General features: G+C 62.4%; 17 protein-coding genes. 7 read left to right on the top strand and 10 right to left on the bottom strand.

All coding sequences use genetic code 11. The features are described 5' to 3' along the window. The first annotated feature begins 28 nt into the window (after positions 1-28). Entirely contained in the window at positions 29-1,183 is a 1,155-nt protein-coding gene (locus I3253_RS10810) for an ABC transporter substrate-binding protein (RefSeq protein WP_197917675.1), read from the top strand. 108 nt (positions 1,184-1,291) lie between these two features. Here the strand turns inward: I3253_RS10810 and I3253_RS10805 are convergent, their stop codons facing one another. Beyond that, a complete protein-coding gene (locus I3253_RS10805; RefSeq protein ID WP_197917674.1) occupies positions 1,292-2,110 on the bottom strand; it encodes a sulfotransferase family protein in 819 nt (272 codons plus the stop codon). Between the two features lie 143 nt (positions 2,111-2,253). Here I3253_RS10805 and I3253_RS10800 point away from each other — a divergent pair, with 143 nt between their 5' ends. Continuing rightward, positions 2,254-3,831 (top strand): DUF5928 domain-containing protein, encoded by a 1,578-nt coding sequence (locus I3253_RS10800; RefSeq protein WP_197917673.1) that lies wholly within the window; start codon positions 2,254-2,256, stop codon positions 3,829-3,831. Here the strand turns inward: I3253_RS10800 and I3253_RS10795 are convergent. From I3253_RS10795 to hslO, 3 genes are read right to left on the bottom strand one after another with little or no spacing between them, the layout of a single operon-like run. Further along, positions 3,828-4,985, bottom strand: a complete 1,158-nt coding sequence (locus tag I3253_RS10795; RefSeq protein ID WP_197917672.1) for a CCA tRNA nucleotidyltransferase — start codon at positions 4,983-4,985, stop codon at positions 3,828-3,830. The genes I3253_RS10800 and I3253_RS10795 overlap by 4 nt on opposite strands. Further along, a complete protein-coding gene (locus tag I3253_RS10790) occupies positions 4,982-5,581 on the bottom strand; it encodes a CoA pyrophosphatase (protein ID WP_197917671.1) in 600 nt (199 codons plus the stop codon). Before I3253_RS10790 ends, I3253_RS10795 begins: the two co-directional genes overlap by 4 nt. Beyond that, the gene (hslO, locus tag I3253_RS10785; protein ID WP_197917670.1) at positions 5,574-6,566 is read right to left on the bottom strand and encodes an Hsp33 family molecular chaperone HslO; all 993 of its coding nucleotides are present in this window, start codon (positions 6,564-6,566) and stop codon (positions 5,574-5,576) included. The genes I3253_RS10790 and hslO overlap by 8 nt, the downstream gene beginning before the upstream one ends. Positions 6,567-6,643: 77 nt before the next feature. Here hslO and I3253_RS10780 point away from each other — a divergent pair, with 77 nt between their 5' ends. Next, the gene (locus I3253_RS10780; protein ID WP_197917669.1) at positions 6,644-7,081 is read left to right on the top strand and encodes an NUDIX hydrolase; all 438 of its coding nucleotides are present in this window, start codon (positions 6,644-6,646) and stop codon (positions 7,079-7,081) included. Here I3253_RS10780 and I3253_RS10775 read toward each other — a convergent pair. Next, positions 7,078-8,289 carry a PP2C family protein-serine/threonine phosphatase gene (locus tag I3253_RS10775; protein ID WP_197917837.1) on the bottom strand — a complete coding sequence of 404 codons (1,212 nt, stop codon included), beginning with the start codon at positions 8,287-8,289 and terminating at the stop codon, positions 7,078-7,080. The genes I3253_RS10780 and I3253_RS10775 overlap by 4 nt on opposite strands. A gap of 218 nt (positions 8,290-8,507) precedes the next feature. Between I3253_RS10775 and I3253_RS10770 the strand changes: the two genes are divergently transcribed. From I3253_RS10770 to I3253_RS10760, 3 genes are all read left to right on the top strand, one after another. After that, entirely contained in the window at positions 8,508-8,831 is a 324-nt protein-coding gene (locus tag I3253_RS10770; RefSeq protein ID WP_197917668.1) for an Hpt domain-containing protein, read from the top strand. A gap of 64 nt (positions 8,832-8,895) precedes the next feature. Further along, on the top strand, positions 8,896-10,122 hold the full coding sequence (locus tag I3253_RS10765; RefSeq protein ID WP_197917667.1) for an argininosuccinate synthase: 1,227 nt from the start codon (positions 8,896-8,898) through the stop codon (positions 10,120-10,122). Between the two features lie 77 nt (positions 10,123-10,199). After that, complete coding sequence (locus I3253_RS10760; RefSeq protein ID WP_197917666.1) at positions 10,200-10,481, top strand: SCP2 sterol-binding domain-containing protein; 282 nt, start codon at positions 10,200-10,202, stop codon at positions 10,479-10,481. A gap of 15 nt (positions 10,482-10,496) precedes the next feature. Here the strand turns inward: I3253_RS10760 and I3253_RS10755 are convergent, their stop codons facing one another. Then, positions 10,497-11,222, bottom strand: a complete 726-nt coding sequence (locus I3253_RS10755) for a sulfotransferase-like domain-containing protein (RefSeq protein ID WP_197917665.1) — start codon at positions 11,220-11,222, stop codon at positions 10,497-10,499. Positions 11,223-11,270: 48 nt separating this feature from the next. Here I3253_RS10755 and I3253_RS20450 point away from each other — a divergent pair, with 48 nt between their 5' ends. After that, the gene (locus tag I3253_RS20450) at positions 11,271-11,525 is read left to right on the top strand and encodes a hypothetical protein (RefSeq protein ID WP_232272145.1); all 255 of its coding nucleotides are present in this window, start codon (positions 11,271-11,273) and stop codon (positions 11,523-11,525) included. 36 nt (positions 11,526-11,561) lie between these two features. Here I3253_RS20450 and I3253_RS10745 read toward each other — a convergent pair whose 3' ends face one another. The 4 genes from I3253_RS10745 to I3253_RS10730 all read right to left on the bottom strand — a co-directional run bounded on the left by I3253_RS10745 (position 11,562) and on the right by I3253_RS10730 (position 15,951). After that, a complete protein-coding gene (locus tag I3253_RS10745; protein WP_197917663.1) occupies positions 11,562-12,452 on the bottom strand; it encodes a DMT family transporter in 891 nt (296 codons plus the stop codon). 199 nt (positions 12,453-12,651) lie between these two features. Beyond that, entirely contained in the window at positions 12,652-13,803 is a 1,152-nt protein-coding gene (locus I3253_RS10740) for a DUF2955 domain-containing protein (protein WP_197917662.1), read from the bottom strand. After that, positions 13,793-14,857, bottom strand: a complete 1,065-nt coding sequence (locus I3253_RS10735; protein WP_197917661.1) for an HlyD family secretion protein — start codon at positions 14,855-14,857, stop codon at positions 13,793-13,795. Before I3253_RS10735 ends, I3253_RS10740 begins: the two co-directional genes overlap by 11 nt. Continuing rightward, positions 14,854-15,951, bottom strand: coding sequence for an AI-2E family transporter (locus tag I3253_RS10730; protein ID WP_197917660.1), 1,098 nt, complete (start codon positions 15,949-15,951; stop codon positions 14,854-14,856). The genes I3253_RS10735 and I3253_RS10730 overlap by 4 nt, the downstream gene beginning before the upstream one ends. Positions 15,952-16,076: the final 125 nt, after the last annotated feature.

Here is a 16,076-nt window from a genome sequence, read left to right as displayed (position 1 = left end):
TGGACCACGTAACCAACGGGAGGAAAACATGAAAAAACTGATGACCGCATTTGCGGCGGGCGCGGTTGCGCTGGCGTCGCAGGGCCTGGCCCAGACACAGGGCGTAAGCGATGACGAAGTGATTATCGGCTCGGTCAATGACCTGAGCGGCATCTTTGCCGCCGTGGGCGTGCCGGCGGTGAACGGCGCCAACATGAAATTTGACGAGGTCAACGCCGCCGGGGGGGTGCATGGCCGCAAGATCCGGTTCGTGGTCGAGGATAACGGCTATCAGATCCCGCGCGCGATGCAGGGCTATAACAAGCTGCTGAACAAGGACAAGGTGTTCGCCATGCTCCTGTCGCTGGGCACGCCGATGAATATCGCGGGCTTCAAGTTGCTGGATCCCAAGGGCATTCCGAATATCGGCCCGCTATCGGCGGCGCAGCAAATGCTGCAAGAGCCGATCGACAACAAGTTTGTCGGGTTCTCCAGCTATTGGGATCAGGTGCAGGTGGGTGTGAAATACCTGGCGGCAGAGTTTGACGCCAAGGAAATCTGCACGATGTATATCCCGTCCGATTTCGGCAAGGAAATCGCCGAATCAACCAAGGACGTGACCGCCGCTTTGGGCCTGACGCTGGGTGGGGAAACCACGCACAAGCCGGACGAGCTTGATTTTGTCGGCTCGCTGACCAAGCTGAAAGCGGGCGGATGTGACATTGTTACCATGGCGCTGGGCGTGCGTCAGGGCATCACCGTGGTCGGTACCGCCAAGAAGCTGGGCTGGACCGATGTCAAGTTCATGAACACCTCGGCGGGTTTCCTGGAGCCGGTGGCCATGGTGCCGGGCGGCGTGACGGACGGGCTTTATGCCTCGTCGGGCTGGGAAGACCTGTATGCGCGGGCCGCAGAGCCGGTACCGGGCAAGTTCATCGCCGACTACAAGGCCAAGTATGACCAGCCCGCCAGCGGCTTTGCCATGCTGGGCTATTCGGCGGCCGACACGCTGGTGCGTGCGCTGGAAGCGGCGGGCCCCGACCTGACGCAGGAAAACTTTATCGCGGCCATGGAAAGCCTGAATTTCGAGGACGAGTTGACCGGTTCCAACGTGACCTACGGCCCCGAAGATCACCAGGGCGTGGATGACGTGGTGATTTCGGTTGTCGAAGGCGGCGGTTGGAAAACCATCGCACGCCAGTAAGCCGGGCAGAGAAACGCGAAAGGGCGGGGAATATCCCCGCCCTTTTTTGTTTGGTGACAAACAGTTTGAAAACCGCGCTGGGCGGGCTTTGACGAAAGCCCGGCCGCCTTAATCGCCCAGCTTGGCGTGCACCTCGTCCAGGTCGATTTCGCCGATGGGCATCTTGTTTCCCGGATTTTCGAAATCGTATTTGAACAGCTGGAAATCCTTTTTGTAGATCTCATAGACAAGGTGCATCGACAGGTCGTCGAAATAATCTTCGACCGGATGCGCGCGCTTGGGGCCGTGGCCTTCGGATTCGTTGAATCGCGGGATCGCCGCCAGATCGACAGGATGCGGGGTTTGAACGGCATCCAGCACCTGCTGCATCCCGTCGTTGAACGCCTCGGTCCAGAAAATCTTGTCGTATTGGCCGCCGTTCACGATGAAGGTGGAGATATGTCCGGACATGGCAGACCAGTGGATATCCGGGTCCATCGGGCGGCGCCAGCGGATCGTGTCGCGTGTGAACAAGAGGAACCGGCGAAAGCTGGCGACCTGATCGAATTCCTGCTTGCCGTCCTCGCCGCCCACTTCGATCCCGTATTTCTGGATCAGCATCGGCACCAGATTGCCGCGATAGCGTTTGCCGTTGCGCTGGATGCCGCAGATCTTGTCAAAAAAGGACGACAGGATGCGGGTATAGGGGTTGCGCACGCAGGTGAACGCATAGGATTTGTGCCCGCGCACGTTGTCGGTGATCAGCTGCTGGCTGTCCTCGATGGCCCATTTATGCATACCCCCGGTGGCATCATGAATGTCGCCATCGAAAAATTCGCCATGATCGGAATAATACATGATCTGTCCGATGGTCGAACAGGCGCATTTGGGGACGACGCGATAGACGACGCTTTCGCTTTCGGTCATCCAGGTTCCGGGAAAGCCCATATTTTGCCTCCGTTGGCATGTGGCCGGCGGGTGCCGGTCCTGCCGTGTTCTGTGAAAAAAGCAAATAATGTCTGTTTATTCAACGCGTGTTCACCATTAAATGGGTAAACAATCAACGGATAAACGGGGTCTGAGTTTCTGGAATGGCAAGAATTGCGTATATTCTGCTGTGCCACAAGGATCCCGAGGCGATCATCATGCAGGCCGAGCGCCTGACAGCCACCGGCGATTACATCTCGATTCATTTCGACGCCAGCGCCAAGGCAGAGCATTTCCGCATGATCCAGGAGGCGCTGGCCGATAATCCCAATGTCGCGTTTGCGCGAAAGCGGATCAAATGCGGCTGGGGGGAATGGTCGCTGGTGCAGGCGACGCTGTATGCGGTTGACTCCGCGGTAGAGAAGTTCCCGCGCGCGACGCATTTCTACATGGTGTCGGGCGATTGCATGGTGATCAAATCGTCCGAGTACATCCATGATTTCCTGGATGACAACGATGGCGATTTCATCGAGAGCTTCGATTTCTTCGAAAGCGACTGGATCAAGACCGGCATGAAGGGCGAGCGGCTGATTTATCGCCATTACTTCAACGAACGCACTCAGAAACGGCGGTTTTATGCGGCGTTCAACATGCAGCGGTGGCTGGGGATGACGCGCCGGATTCCCGGCGATCTTCAGATCATGATCGGCAGCCAGTGGTGGTGTCTGCGCCGTCAGACCATCGAGGCGGTGCTGCATTTCACGCATACCCGGCGCGACGTGATGCGGTTCTTTCGCACCACCTGGATTCCTGATGAAACATTTTTCCAGACAATTGTCCGCCATCTGGTCCCGGCAGAGCAGATCCGCACCCGCACGCTGACCTTCCTGATGTTCACCGATTACGGGATGCCGCTGACGTTTTACAACGATCACTATGACATGTTGCTGAGCCAGGACTATCTGTTCGCGCGCAAGATCAGCCCCGGGGCGGTGAAGCTGAAGGAACGTCTGGGTAAGCTTTATGCCGAGACCGGTGTGGATTTTCAGATTTCTGCCGAGGGACCAAGCCTGTTCAGGTTTCTCACCAGCCGCGGGCGCGAGGGCAAACGCTTTGCCAGCCGGTTCTGGGAAACGGAATCAACCCTGGGGCGGGATCGCGAACTGATGATCCTGGTCTGCAAGAAGTGGCACGTGGCCAAGCGCCTGCTGGACAAGATCCGGCAGGAAACCGAATTTCCGGCGATTGCGTATCTGTTCAACGAAGAAGGCACGCCCCTGCCCGATCTGGGCGGCATTCAGGCGACACTGGAAAAACGCACGCGCCACCGCCGGGCGCTGATGCAGATGCTGTTTGATTATTACGACACCAACCGGCTGGTGATCTGCCTGGATCCGTCCGCGATGGACCTGATGCAGGATTTCTTTGGCGATCGGTCGATCACGCGGATGCTGGAGATTCAGTGCCAGTTCTCGGATGACTACCTGATCGGGCACGCCACGCGGATCGGTCTGGCGGGCGAACAGACGCCGCGTGAAACGCTGGAGCGGCTGTTGCCGACCATCCGGCGCGACATCCTGAATGAAAGTGACCGCATTCTTGACGCGGGTTTTGCCAATGTCAGCCGGATGCGCGAAGGTGACGGGCTGGCCGCGCATGTGCCGGCGCTGATGGATTTCCTGATGGTACCCGAAGATGCAGCGGCCAGGATCGCGTCGACGGAATTCCTGTTCGCGGATTAACGGCGACGGGACAGAAGATCGTCGCGTGACAGCGTAAAGCCGGACGCAACCCAATCGGATTCGAGCCGTTTCAGGGCGACGCCAAGGGCTGGCCCGGTATGATCCGGCATCAGATCCGCAGGTGTGAGGGGAAAGACGGCACGCGCCCCAATGTGAACCTGGGCGGCGGCATCGGGCGGCAGGGGCGTTTCCAGCAGCGCGCTGCGCAGAGCCAGTGCCGAAAGCGCCGGATGGACACCCAATCGATAGCCCAGCGCGGCGGCGCTGTCGGTGTTGGCGGCGGCGGCGCGCAGTTCGGCCAGGTGCCGGGCTTCCTTGCGGGACAGGCGCAGGCGGGCGGTCAACCCGTCGCCGCCCAGCGTGGCAAGGCGGCGGATCGGATCCGGGTCAAGGCACAACTCCGGTTCGAGATGTACCAGCAGGGCAAGCGCGCGGTCATCGGTGCCCGGCAGCACCGCGCCCAGCGCGCCGGTGCTGCGCATGGCGGCGACGGCGGGGGCGGGATCGGGCGCACCCAGCAAGCGGCGCATTTCGTGGCCGATCCGTTCGCGCGACAGGCCGCCAAGACCGTCGATATTGGCGGCAATCGCGGCCAGTGCCTGGGCATCCATCCCGGCCTCGGCATCGCCATACCACGCGTGAAAACGGAAATACCGCAGGATGCGCAGGTAGTCTTCGCGGATGCGCAGATCGGCATCGTCGATGAAACGCACCCGGCGATTGATCAGATCGACCATGCCGCCCAGCGGATCGACAACTTCGCCATCCGGGCGCGCATAAAGCGCGTTCATGGTGAAATCGCGCCGGTGCGCATCGTCGGAAACATCGGTGGAAAAGGCGACAACGGCGCGCCGGCCATCGGTTTCCACATCCTTGCGGAAGGTGGTGATCTCGTGCGGGACATGATCCGCGATCACGGTGACGGTGCCATGATCGATGCCCGTGGGCACCGCGTTAAGCCCGGCGGCCTGAGCCAGTTCCAGAACGCGGGCGGGCACGGCATCGGTGGCCAGGTCGATATCGTTGACCGGCACGTCGAACAGCGCGTTGCGCACACAGCCACCCACGAACAGCGCCTGGTGCCCGGCCCCGGTCAGCATCCGGCACACGGATTGCGTGGCGGGCGCGTTTATCCAGTCGCCGGTGATCTTCATATCCGGGCCATCCTTTCGGCCAGACCCCGCAGGATGCGGGCGGTGGCGCCCCAGATATAATACGGGCCGAAAGGGACGGTGAAATAGTGGCGCCGCGCGCCCTGCCAGCGCCGCGATTGTACGGAAAAGCGCGCCGGGTCGGTGACATGCGCCAGAGGAACCGAAAACACTTCGTCCACTTCGCCGGGTTCGGGGATCACGTCAAAGGGCGCATGAATGTGGCCCAGAACCGGGGTGACGGTGAAGCTGGTGACGGTTTCATGCGTGGGCAGGGTGCCCAGCACCCGGACATTCGCGGGCGGCAGGCCGATCTCCTCATGCGCCTCGCGCAGGGCGGCGGCGGTCACGTCCGCGTCGCCTTCGTCCTGTTTGCCGCCGGGGAACGCGATCTGTCCAGGGTGGTGTTTGAGGTGCGAGGCGCGCTTGGTCAGGATCAGGTGGGGAACGCCGGCCCGCAGCTCCACCGGCACCAGCACGCCGGCCGGGCGCAGCCTGCGCCCCTGGGGCAGCACCACGTCGGGGTTCAGATCGAAATCCGACGAGGCGGCGCTGTCCAGCGTCAGCGCGTGCAACAGAGGGGCCAGCGGATCAGTCACCCCTGACCTCTTGGGCGTCCTTGCCAACGGTGCCGGGATCAAGATCGTAATGCGCCCCGCAGAACTGGCAATCGGCCGTCACGCGGCCCTCGGGCGTTGTCATCCTTGAGATGTCCTTGGCCGAGTAGATCGACAGGCTTTGGCGCACGCGGTCTTCGGAACAGGTGCAGCCAAAGCGCACCGGCTGTGTGTCATAGACGCGCGGTTGTTCCTCGTGGAAGAGGCGGATCAACAGGTCTGTTGGCGCCACCGACGGGCCGATCATTTCCAGATCCTCGACGGAATCGAGCAGGATATTGACGCGGTTCCAGTTCTCGGCGTCGTCCCCGTCCAGCACGTCCTGCGCCAGCAGGATGCCACCCTCGCCGCTGCCGCCCTCGCCGGTGACATGGGGCGACGCTTTGGGCATGTGTTGCAGCATGATGCCGCCCGCGCGCCAGTGTTCGGGCACGCCGGGCGCGCTGGACTTGCCAAAGCGCAGCGAAAACCGGGTGGCCAGCTGTTCGGACTGGGCAAAATACGCTTCGGCCGACGCCTTGAGCGAACCGCCGGTCAGGCCGGAAATCCCCTGATAGGGTTTCGTGCCGTTGCCCTGATCGATCAGCACCGCGAAATAGCCCTGGCCAAGCTGGTCGAACGGCGCGCCATCGGTCAGGCGGTCGGCGTCAAAGCTGGCATAGGCGCGGATGCGGGCCGGTTCACCCGCGTCCGTCGGGCCATAATAATCGGTAGCGATCATGCGCACCGGGCCGTTGGTCTGCACCTGCAACGACAGCTTCCAGCGCAGCTTGATGGTTTGTCCGATCAGCGCGGTCAGCAGGGCCATTTCGGCCACCAGCGCCTCGACCTTTTCGGGATAGGCATGTTGCCTGAGCACGCCCGACAGCACGCCATCCAGGCGCGCGACGCGCCCGCGCATGTCGGATTTATCCAGCTGGAACGGCAACACGGTGTCGTCCCAGGCGATCTTGGTTCCAAAAGTCATGGGGTTTCCTTATCGGCCTTCCCTTGCCATACCGCGACAATATAAGGCGAACAAGGGCAACAAAAAGGGGCTGGTCAGTGATCGCGAGATTTGGAGCGCCACCCAAGGCAGGGGTAAAGTACCGGATGCGGCCCGGCGCCTATGCCGTCTTGCTGCGCGGCACCGACATGCTGATCACCTATCAGGCCGCCCCCGATGACGAGTTCCAGCTGCCCGGCGGCGGCATCGATCCGGGCGAATCGCCGGTCGTGGCGCTGCATCGCGAAGTGTTCGAGGAAACCGGCTGGACCATTGGCGCACCGCGGCGGCTGGGCGCGTTTCGCCGGTTTGTGTTCATGCCGGAATACGACATGTGGGCGGAAAAGCTGTGCACGATCTATCTGGCGCGGCCAGCCCGCCGGATCGGCCCGCCAAGCGAGCCGGGGCACAGTGCGCATTGGGTATCCGTGCAGGCGGCAGTGCAGATGCTGGGCAATGCCGGGGATCGCCACTTTGCCGCACGGTTCCTGCGCTAGCCCCGGTATTCGTAAAGGATACCCGAGATATCGTCGGGGAACCCCTGCCCGCCCGAGAATTCATCCAGCTGCCAGACCATCGCCTGAAGCGTGGATTCCAGATCGTGGCCGACAAAATCGGCCACCAGCCGTTCCAGCCCCTCTTCGCCCAACATGCCGCCCTGTGTGTCCGGGCATTCGGTGACACCGTCCGACAGCATCATCAGCCGGTCGCCCGGTGTCAGCACCACCTCGAACTGAGAGAATTCCGCGTCGGGGATCAGACCCACGGGCAGGCCGCCGGGGCCTTCCTGTTCGATCGTGCCGTCGGCGCGCTGGATCAGGGGATGGGGGTGCCCGGCCTGTGCCATCACCACGCGCCCGCTTGTCAGATCGACATCGGCCAGAAGCATGGTGAAGTAATGTTCGGTTTCCATCTCGCCCAGCGTGATCTCGTTCAGGCGCGCCACCACTTCGCGCGGTTCCAGATGGATATGCGACCCGTCCGGCAGCACCTGCATGGCGACGTTCTGTTCGGGCGAGGACGAGGAGAGATAGCCGGCCAGCCGCGCGGTGATCAGGGCCGAGCTGATGCCGTGGCCCGACACGTCGATGGAATACAGGCCGACGCGCGTGTCGCTGATCCGGTAATGGCCCACCAGATCGCCCCCCACATGGCCCGAGGATTGCAGCAGCAGCGATACCGCCCCGGAACCGAAATCGCGGAACCGGTCCGGCACCAGCGATTGTTGCAGCTTCTTGGCCTCGATCAGGTCCATGTCCAGCGAATCATAGACCCGCTGCAATTCGTCCAGCGTGTCCGAGATCACCCGGTTCTTTTCGGTCAGTTCGCGCTGCATGCGCAGAATGCGCTCTCCGGCGCTGATCCGGGCGCGCAGTTCATAGGCATTCACCGGCTTGGTCAGGAAATCATCGGCCCCGGAATCAAAGCCCTGCGCCACCTCGGCCTTTTCGCTCTTGGACGTGAGCAGGATGAAGTAGCCGTATTCATCCCCCGGCAAGGCCCGGAATTCACGGCAGAATTCCAGCCCGTCCATGCCCGGCATCACCCAGTCCGAAAGGATCAGATCAGGGCGCTTTTCGCGGCACAGCTCCAGCGCTTCCTGGCCCGAGCAGGCCTCGATCACGTCATACCCGTCGCGTTTCAGCGAGACGCTGAGGATACGGCGCTGCACGCGGGAATCGTCGACCAGCAGAACCCGCCGGATCGCGCCCTGTTCGGCATCCTCATCCTGGTCCGGGCGAAGGCCCGGTGGCGTCGGGAAATGCAAGACGTACCTTTCGCGTCATTGAAGTAAGTCACAAAGTGCTACGGGCGTGGCCGTTAACAGCCCCTCAAACCTAAAATTGAGTTCATTCAAATGTGCCATAGCGAGGTTTTGTTAAGCATCATCGTGTCATGATCCGCCCAGGCGAGGAGAGAGACATGATCAATTGGGACCGTGTGGAAGAGCTGCGCGACGAAATCGGACCAGAGGATTTCGGCGAGGTTGTCGAACTGTTCCTGGACGAGGTCGAGGAAGTGATCGCGCGGTTGCAGACAGCGCCGGATCTGGCCATGCTGGAGGCTGATCTGCATTTCCTGAAGGGCAGCGCGCTGAACCTGGGGTTTCATGCGTTTTCGATGCTGTGTCAGGCCGGCGAGGTGGCCGCCGCCAGCGGCAAGGCAGATACCGTGGATCTGGCGCGCGTGATCCAGTCATTCTTTGACTCCAAGGCCGATTTCCAGAAACACCTGGCTGCCGCCTGACGATGCCTTGCCCTGCGTCCCAAAACCCGGTATCGCCGCAGCGATACAAAAAAGGGATAACGACATGTCTGCGCCCAAGAAAGTTGTGCTGGCCTATTCCGGGGGGCTTGATACCTCGATCATCCTGAAATGGTTGCAGACCGAATATGGCTGCGAGGTTGTGACCTTTACCGCCGATCTTGGCCAGGGAGAAGAACTGGACCCGGCTCGCAAGAAGGCCGAATTGCTGGGGATCAAACCCGAGAACATCTATATCGAGGACATCCGCGAGGAATTCGTGCGCGATTTCGTCTTTCCGATGTTCCGCGCCAATGCCCAGTATGAAGGGCTTTACCTGCTGGGCACATCGATCGCGCGCCCGCTGATTTCCAAACGCCTGATCGAGATTGCCGAGGAAACCGGTGCCGACGCGGTGGCCCATGGCGCCACCGGCAAGGGCAACGATCAGGTGCGTTTCGAACTGGCGGCCTATGCGCTGAACCCGGATATCAAGGTGATCGCGCCCTGGCGGGAATGGGATCTGACCAGCCGCACGCGGCTGTTGGAATTTGCCGAGCAGAACCAGATCCCGGTTGCCAAGGACAAACGCGGCGAAGCACCGTTTTCGGTGGACGCGAACCTGCTGCACACGTCATCCGAAGGCAAGGTGCTGGAAGACCCGGCGGTGCAGGCGCCCGACTATGTGTTCCAGCGCACAGTGCATCCCGAGGACGCGCCGGATACGCCAGAATATATCGAGATCGGCTTTGAAAAGGGCGATCCGGTCAGCATCAACGGTGCGGCGATGAGCCCGGCAACGCTCCTGACCGAACTGAACGACTATGGCCGCAAACACGGCATCGGCCGGCTTGATCTGGTCGAGGGGCGCTTTGTGGGCATGAAATCGCGCGGTATCTATGAAACGCCGGGCGGCACGATCCTGCTGGAGGCGCATCGCGGCATCGAATCGATCACCATGGATCGCGGCGCCATGCACCTGAAGGATCAGCTGATGCCGCAATATGCCGAGCTGATCTATAATGGCTTCTGGTACAGCCCCGAACGCGAGATGTTGCAGGCGGCGATCGACCTGAGCCAGAAACACGTGACCGGGACGGTCCGGGTGAAACTGTACAAGGGGCTGGCCAGCACCGTTGGCCGCTGGTCGGATCATTCGCTGTATTCCGAAGAGCATGTGACCTTTGAAGACGATGCCGGCGCCTATGATCAAAAGGACGCCGCCGGGTTCATCCAGTTGCAGGCGCTGCGGCTCAAGCTGATCGCAATGCGCAACAAACGCGTCAGCAAATAGCGGAAGCCACGTCATCATTGTGAGTTTGGACCTGCCCGCCTAGCAAATGGCGGGCAGGTTCGTTTTGAGGGGGTGACATGCTGGAACAGATTGTGGCGCGGATGCGCGAGGCGCTGGAAACGAAACGTTTCGACGGATCGCTGAAATTCGATTGTGGCGATGCCGGGGTTGTGGTGCTGGCCGATGGCACCGCCACCACCTGTGATCAGGACACGGATTGCACGATCCGCATCAGCGAAGAGAATCTTGTCAAGCTGTTGACCGGCAAGCTGAATCCGATGACCGGCGTGATGATGGGCAAGTTGAAAGTATCCGGCGACATGGGGGTGGCGATGAAACTGGGCAAGCTATTGGGGTAACGGAACCGGCTCTGGTCAGGCCCACGGCACGCGTTTATGCGCCTTGAGGGTTTCATAGAACGGCAGCGCCGCGTCCAGAACGGCGCGCAGATGGTCCGGCACCTCGGGCAACGGCCCCTCGGCGCCGGCAAACCCTGTCGAATCCCGGACAGCCCCATACCAATGTGATGCCCACACCCCATCATCGGCATGGCCACCCCTGGGCCAGTCAAGCATTGCGGGGTGGAAATCAAGGCCGATCCCGACGCAGAGCGCGCGCAGCATCGCTTCCGGGTTCTCGAGGATATCATGGCTGTCGATCACGATGGGTGACTGCCCCCAGCCCCGCACCAGATCGAACAGATCGGCTTGTTGGGCAAAGCCGATATCGGACAGAACCGGGTTCTCTCGCCTGGCGGCATAGCTGGCGATCACGCGGGCCGGATGGCGGATCAGGAACACGTTGACCACGTCGCGCATCCAGCCGCGCGGCACGCCGGGCACCATGTGCTGGGTCATGTGTTTCTGATAGACGTGATCCTTGCCCGCCGGATTGGGGCCGACAAGCCCTGCGGCGACCTGATGCGCGCTGGTGGGCTGGCTGGCAAGAATGTCATCACGCATCGGGTGATCTATGCCGGTACGGTGCAGGTAGGCGGCGTAGAACGGTTCGTCCACGACGGCGCAATCGGGCCGGTTGCCAAAGCTGTACATCATCGCGGTCGACAGGTTGCGGGGGCCGCTCCACATGGCGATTTTCATGGGCTGAAACCTTGTGCATCTGGCGCGACGCTAGCGCGGCAGGGCCGTGTGGTAAATCCCGTTCACCATGGCGTGAAACCTGATGACAGGGCGTTGCGCCGGGCGATGGCGGCGTGCAGCCTGAACACAGGGAGTGTCACGATGGCGAATTTCCACAATCTCAAGGCTTTGCTTCTGGTTGCGCTTATCCTGTTGGGGGTCATGGCGCAGGGTCAGCGCGCCCACGCGGCGGGGCTGCACGCGCTGTTGCCGGGCGTGGCGTTCACCGAGCCGGACGCGATGCCAACACCGCGCCGGGGGTGAAATCGGCAATATCCGGGCTTGCAAGGCCGGGCTGCCTTAGCGGGCGGGGCCGGGTGTGCGCGAACCGGTCTGTTTGGACAATTGCACGGCAAGGATGCCGGCGGCGATCACGGCGACCCCGATTATGTCCATCATTCCAAGGCTTTCGCCCAGTACAACGGCAGCCACGGCGACGCCGAAGAACGGGTTCAGGAAATGAAAGGTGGCCGCCTTGACCGCGCCGATGCGGGCGACCAGCGTAAACCAGACCCAGGTGGCCAGAAGGCCGGGCGCGAGGATGGTATAAATCAGCGCCGTGCCCATGCGCCAGTTCCAGTTGAAGGTCCAGGTTTCAAGCAACAACGAGGCGACGAACAGCACCGCCGCGCCAACGAACATCTGCAAGCCGACGATCATCATCAGGTTGCCGCCTGACGAGGCGCTGCGCACCATCAACGTGGCCACAGCCAGTGCCAGCGCGGCGATCACCCCAAGCAGAACGCCAGTAATATCAACACCTTGTTCGATCCGCCCGCTCATGATCACGATCACCCCGGCAAACCCCAGGATCAGCCCAAAAGCCGCCATCGGGCGCAGGCGTTCGCGCAGCACGGCCCAGCCGAGAAAGGCCACGATCAGCGGCATGGTCGAGGCGATGATCGAGGCCAGCGACGCCTGCACCGTGGTCATCGCCTTGAAATTCAGGCCCAGATACAGCGCGTTCTGGCACAGGCCGAAAATCAGCGTGGCGCGCCATTGCGCGCGGGTCAGATGCCAGCTTTGCCCCAGCGCGCGGGCGATGGCGACACCGATCAGCCCGGCAATGGCAAACCGGATCGCCGAGATGGCAAAGGGCGGCGCGTCGGCCACGATGATGCGGGCCGAGGTGAAGGCCGAGGACCAGATGAAGGCAAAGAGCAGCCCCATGGCGATTGCCCGAACATCCATCGCGCAGACCTTTCACATGACAAGTAATTGCCGCGATGTAACAGCAACGGCCGCGCGGCTGCAATGGGGTGGCGTCTGATCCGCGCCCGAATCACGGTTAATGTGTTGAATTGGCGGGGAAACCGGTTTCGGCATCGCGTCGGTATTACGTCGGTATCGCAACGGTACGGTTCGCGGCGAAACGGCGAAATCGCGTCAGTTAAGGCCGCGCGCGTTGTGCCCGGCGGCGGCGGACCAGCGCCCGCAACCCGCGCGGCGGGGCGTTTGTGCCCTTGTCCAGGGGCACAAGGGCGTCGACCACGAGATAGGCCAGCAGCACGAAGCCCAGAGCGAAACCCACCTGCCAGAGCCGATCGAGCATCTTGACATCGGCGTCACCGGTAAACGGGGAAATGGCGCCGCCATACACGATGATCAGCGTGGTCAGCGCACTGCCGGCCAGCGCGGAATCGGCGTGCTCGGACACGAACCAGCGGGCCAGCGTCAGGGCGGCGAGCGTGACCGCCAGCATCGCCACCAGCATAAGCGGCGCGATCACGGTGATCTCGTAGGCGATGATGGCGGCGATCCCGCCGATCAGATTGGCCTTGAGCATTCCCTTGGCCACCGCGGGCCCGGCACCACGCGCGGCGGCAAGTTGCATCGAGAGGATGGCGACGAAGAACAGGGTGATCAGCATCCCGCTACCCGACAGGAAAAACAGCATGGCAAAGGGGATCGTGACCAGCGACATGCGCAAAACCAGCCGGCCCGGATCCGGGCGGGGCCCCGCCGCTGCCGCGGCGGCGGCCCGCGCGGCGGGCCCGGTGCTTGCGGGCAACAGCCAGAACAGGAACACGGTCCACAGCCAGGCCACCGCCAGGTTCGCCGGGATCCAGATCACCAGGATCAGCGTGAGATCCTTGGAGGTGATCACCAGGTTGGGGATCATCAGCGATGCCATCAGCGCCAGCACGACAGACAACATTCCCGCCCCGGTGGTGGACCAGCGAAAGCTGATCGCGACGGCCAGGGCAATGGCGATCAGCAGTGGCACCGCGTAGGCCGCCAGCACCGAAGACACCAGCCACGACGCGGCGAGAAACACCACCGCCTGTTGGAACAGGCGCCAGAAGGCGGGTGGCGGCATGGCGGCGGGGCCTTGCAGGAACAACGCCACGAACACCGCCGAGAAGGTGGCCAGCGGCCAGCCCAGCACCAGAGCCAGCGCAAAGGCTGCGCTGGTTCCCAGCGCCAGCCGCAGCCCGTGCCGGTTGGCGGCCGGCGAGAGCGCCGCGCGCGCTACGGTTTCCGGCGGGGGCATATCCGGCATCGGCCCGGTGGCGGCCGTCAGGTCGGCGTCAATAGGCATAGGAGAACCACGATACCACGCGGATATAGGCGCGCGCGAGCGTGTTCAGAAGCACGTTGTCGTTCGTGTAGACGATCACATCCGCCTGCCCGTTGACGTTGAAACGCACATCATCGGTCTCGTCCCCTGACGTATAGCCGGGCAGCACGATGCGCACCGGCAGGCGCTGGGGTGTGCGCAGCCACCCGGCGGCACGCGGCACCGAGGCCAGTTCTCCGGGTTTGGTGGAGGTGCCGTCCGAACTGCCGCCGCTGAAGCTGGCAACCTTGCCTTTGAAGACGCGCCCCGGATGCATGTCCAGCACCACGTCAGCGGGATCGCCGATATCGACATTGCCCAGATTGTTTTCCGTCATGTAGGCCTCGACCCAGACATTATTGGCATCGATGAATGTCATCAGGTTCCTGCCCGCGCTGGCATAGCTGCCCGCGGCGATATCAAGATCGGAAATGCCGCCGCGCGCCGGGGCGGTCAGGGTCGTCCAGCCCAGTTTCAGTTCCGCATCGGCCAGATCTGCCAGCGCCCTTTGAATGCGCGGGTTGTTCTGATCGACGCTGCCCAAGGATGCCTTGGCGCTTTCAAGATCGGCCTGGGCCCGTTCGACATCGGCCTCGCGTTCGGACAGGCGGCGGCGGGATTCGTCGGCCTTGGCCACGGCGATCAGCCCCTTTGCCTCGAGTTCGAAGACGCGGCTTGCCTGGAGTTTCTCGGTCTCCAGATCGGCCTGCGCCCGAGACAACATGGCCTGGGCGCTTTCCACGCCGGCGGACCCGGCGCCCACATCCTGAATGGCGCTGGCCAGATCGGCCCGCGCCTTGTCGCGGCGGTTTTCATAGGGACGCGGATCGATCACCGCCAAAACGGCGCCGGCCTCGACGATCTGTCCGTTGCTGACGCGGATTTCGGTGACAGACCCGGAAACCTGTGGCGTGATCGGGGTGATGATCGCCTTGACGCGGGCGTTGCTGGTAAAGGGTGTGATCCGGTCGGCAGCCAGGTACCAGCCGAGGATCACGCCCAGGATGGCAAGGGTTGTCCAGAAGGCGTTTTTCATGGGGTTGTTCCGGTTGCGTCTTTTGTCTTGGGGTCTGTCGGAGCTGAGGCAAGATCGGTGTTCATCCAGGCCATGACCAGTTCATAAAATACCGACAGGATCACGGGGCCTATGAAGATCCCGACGATGCCTGCCGACAGCACGCCGCCGATCACCCCGACAAGGATCACGACAATCGGGGTTTGCAGGCCGCGCGCGATAAAGATCGGGCGCAGGAAATTGTCCATGATCATGACCGGGATCATGATGGCGGCGAACAGGATCGCCAGGCCGGTCGGCATGGACGAGAACGCCCAGAGGATCACGGGCAGGATGACCGGCGCGGGGCCGATCTGGACAATGCCCAGGATCAGGCAGATCAGCGCCAGCGGGCCGGCCATTTCGACACCGAAAAGGAACATCACCACCCCGGCCAGAAACGCCTGGATCGCGGCCACGCCCAGCACGCCGCGCGACACGTTGCGAACGGTGGCGGCGGCCAGATCGACAAATTCGCTGCCTTTGGGGGCAAACACGCGATTGCCGAAGTTGCGCGCCATCCTGCCCAGAACCGGCCCGGGCAACAGCAACAGCCCCATGACGATCACGGACAGCGCCATGGCCAGCAGCCCGATGCCAAGCCCGGCCAGGCGGGTCAGAACGGCCGTTCCAAGATTGATCAGGACCGATCCGTACTTGTCCATGGCGACGCCGATATTGGTGTCGAACAGGGCCCAGATCTCCTTGATTTTGGGGCCCATGACCTCCCAGTTGTCCAACCTGTCGGGCAGGGGCGGCAGGCGAAAGGTGCCGTCGGCGACGTGTTGGGTAAGGCGGGTGACATATTCGGCCAGCGCCACCGCAGAGGCGGCCAGCGGGCCGATGGTAAAGGCCAGGCCGATCAGCACCAGAAGGGTGGCGGCCCAGACGCGCCGCCCGCCCAGCACACGGGCCAGCCAGTCAAAGACCGGATAGACCGCGACCGCCAGAATCACGGCCCAAAGCACGATCCCGGCCAGCGGCGCGACAATGGCGATTGCGGCATACAGGAACAGTGCCAGAAACAGCAGGCGTATCCCGAGATCGATAATGCGTCTTTCGTTAAGTTCATTCATGCTCAAATAACCTTCCCTTGTCTGGCCGCTTGCGTCTAGGGTGCTCCTCGGCGCGGGCCATTCCGGGCCAGTTTGGCATGACAACTTGTTGAGGGGGAACCGAAAAAATGCGGGATCGGACAATC

This window comes from Thiosulfatihalobacter marinus, from assembly GCF_016019955.1.
Taxonomy (GTDB): domain Bacteria; phylum Pseudomonadota; class Alphaproteobacteria; order Rhodobacterales; family Rhodobacteraceae; genus Shimia; species Shimia marinus_A.
Note: the sequence above shows the minus strand (reverse complement) of the source record. Positions and strands in the feature narration are given on the sequence as shown.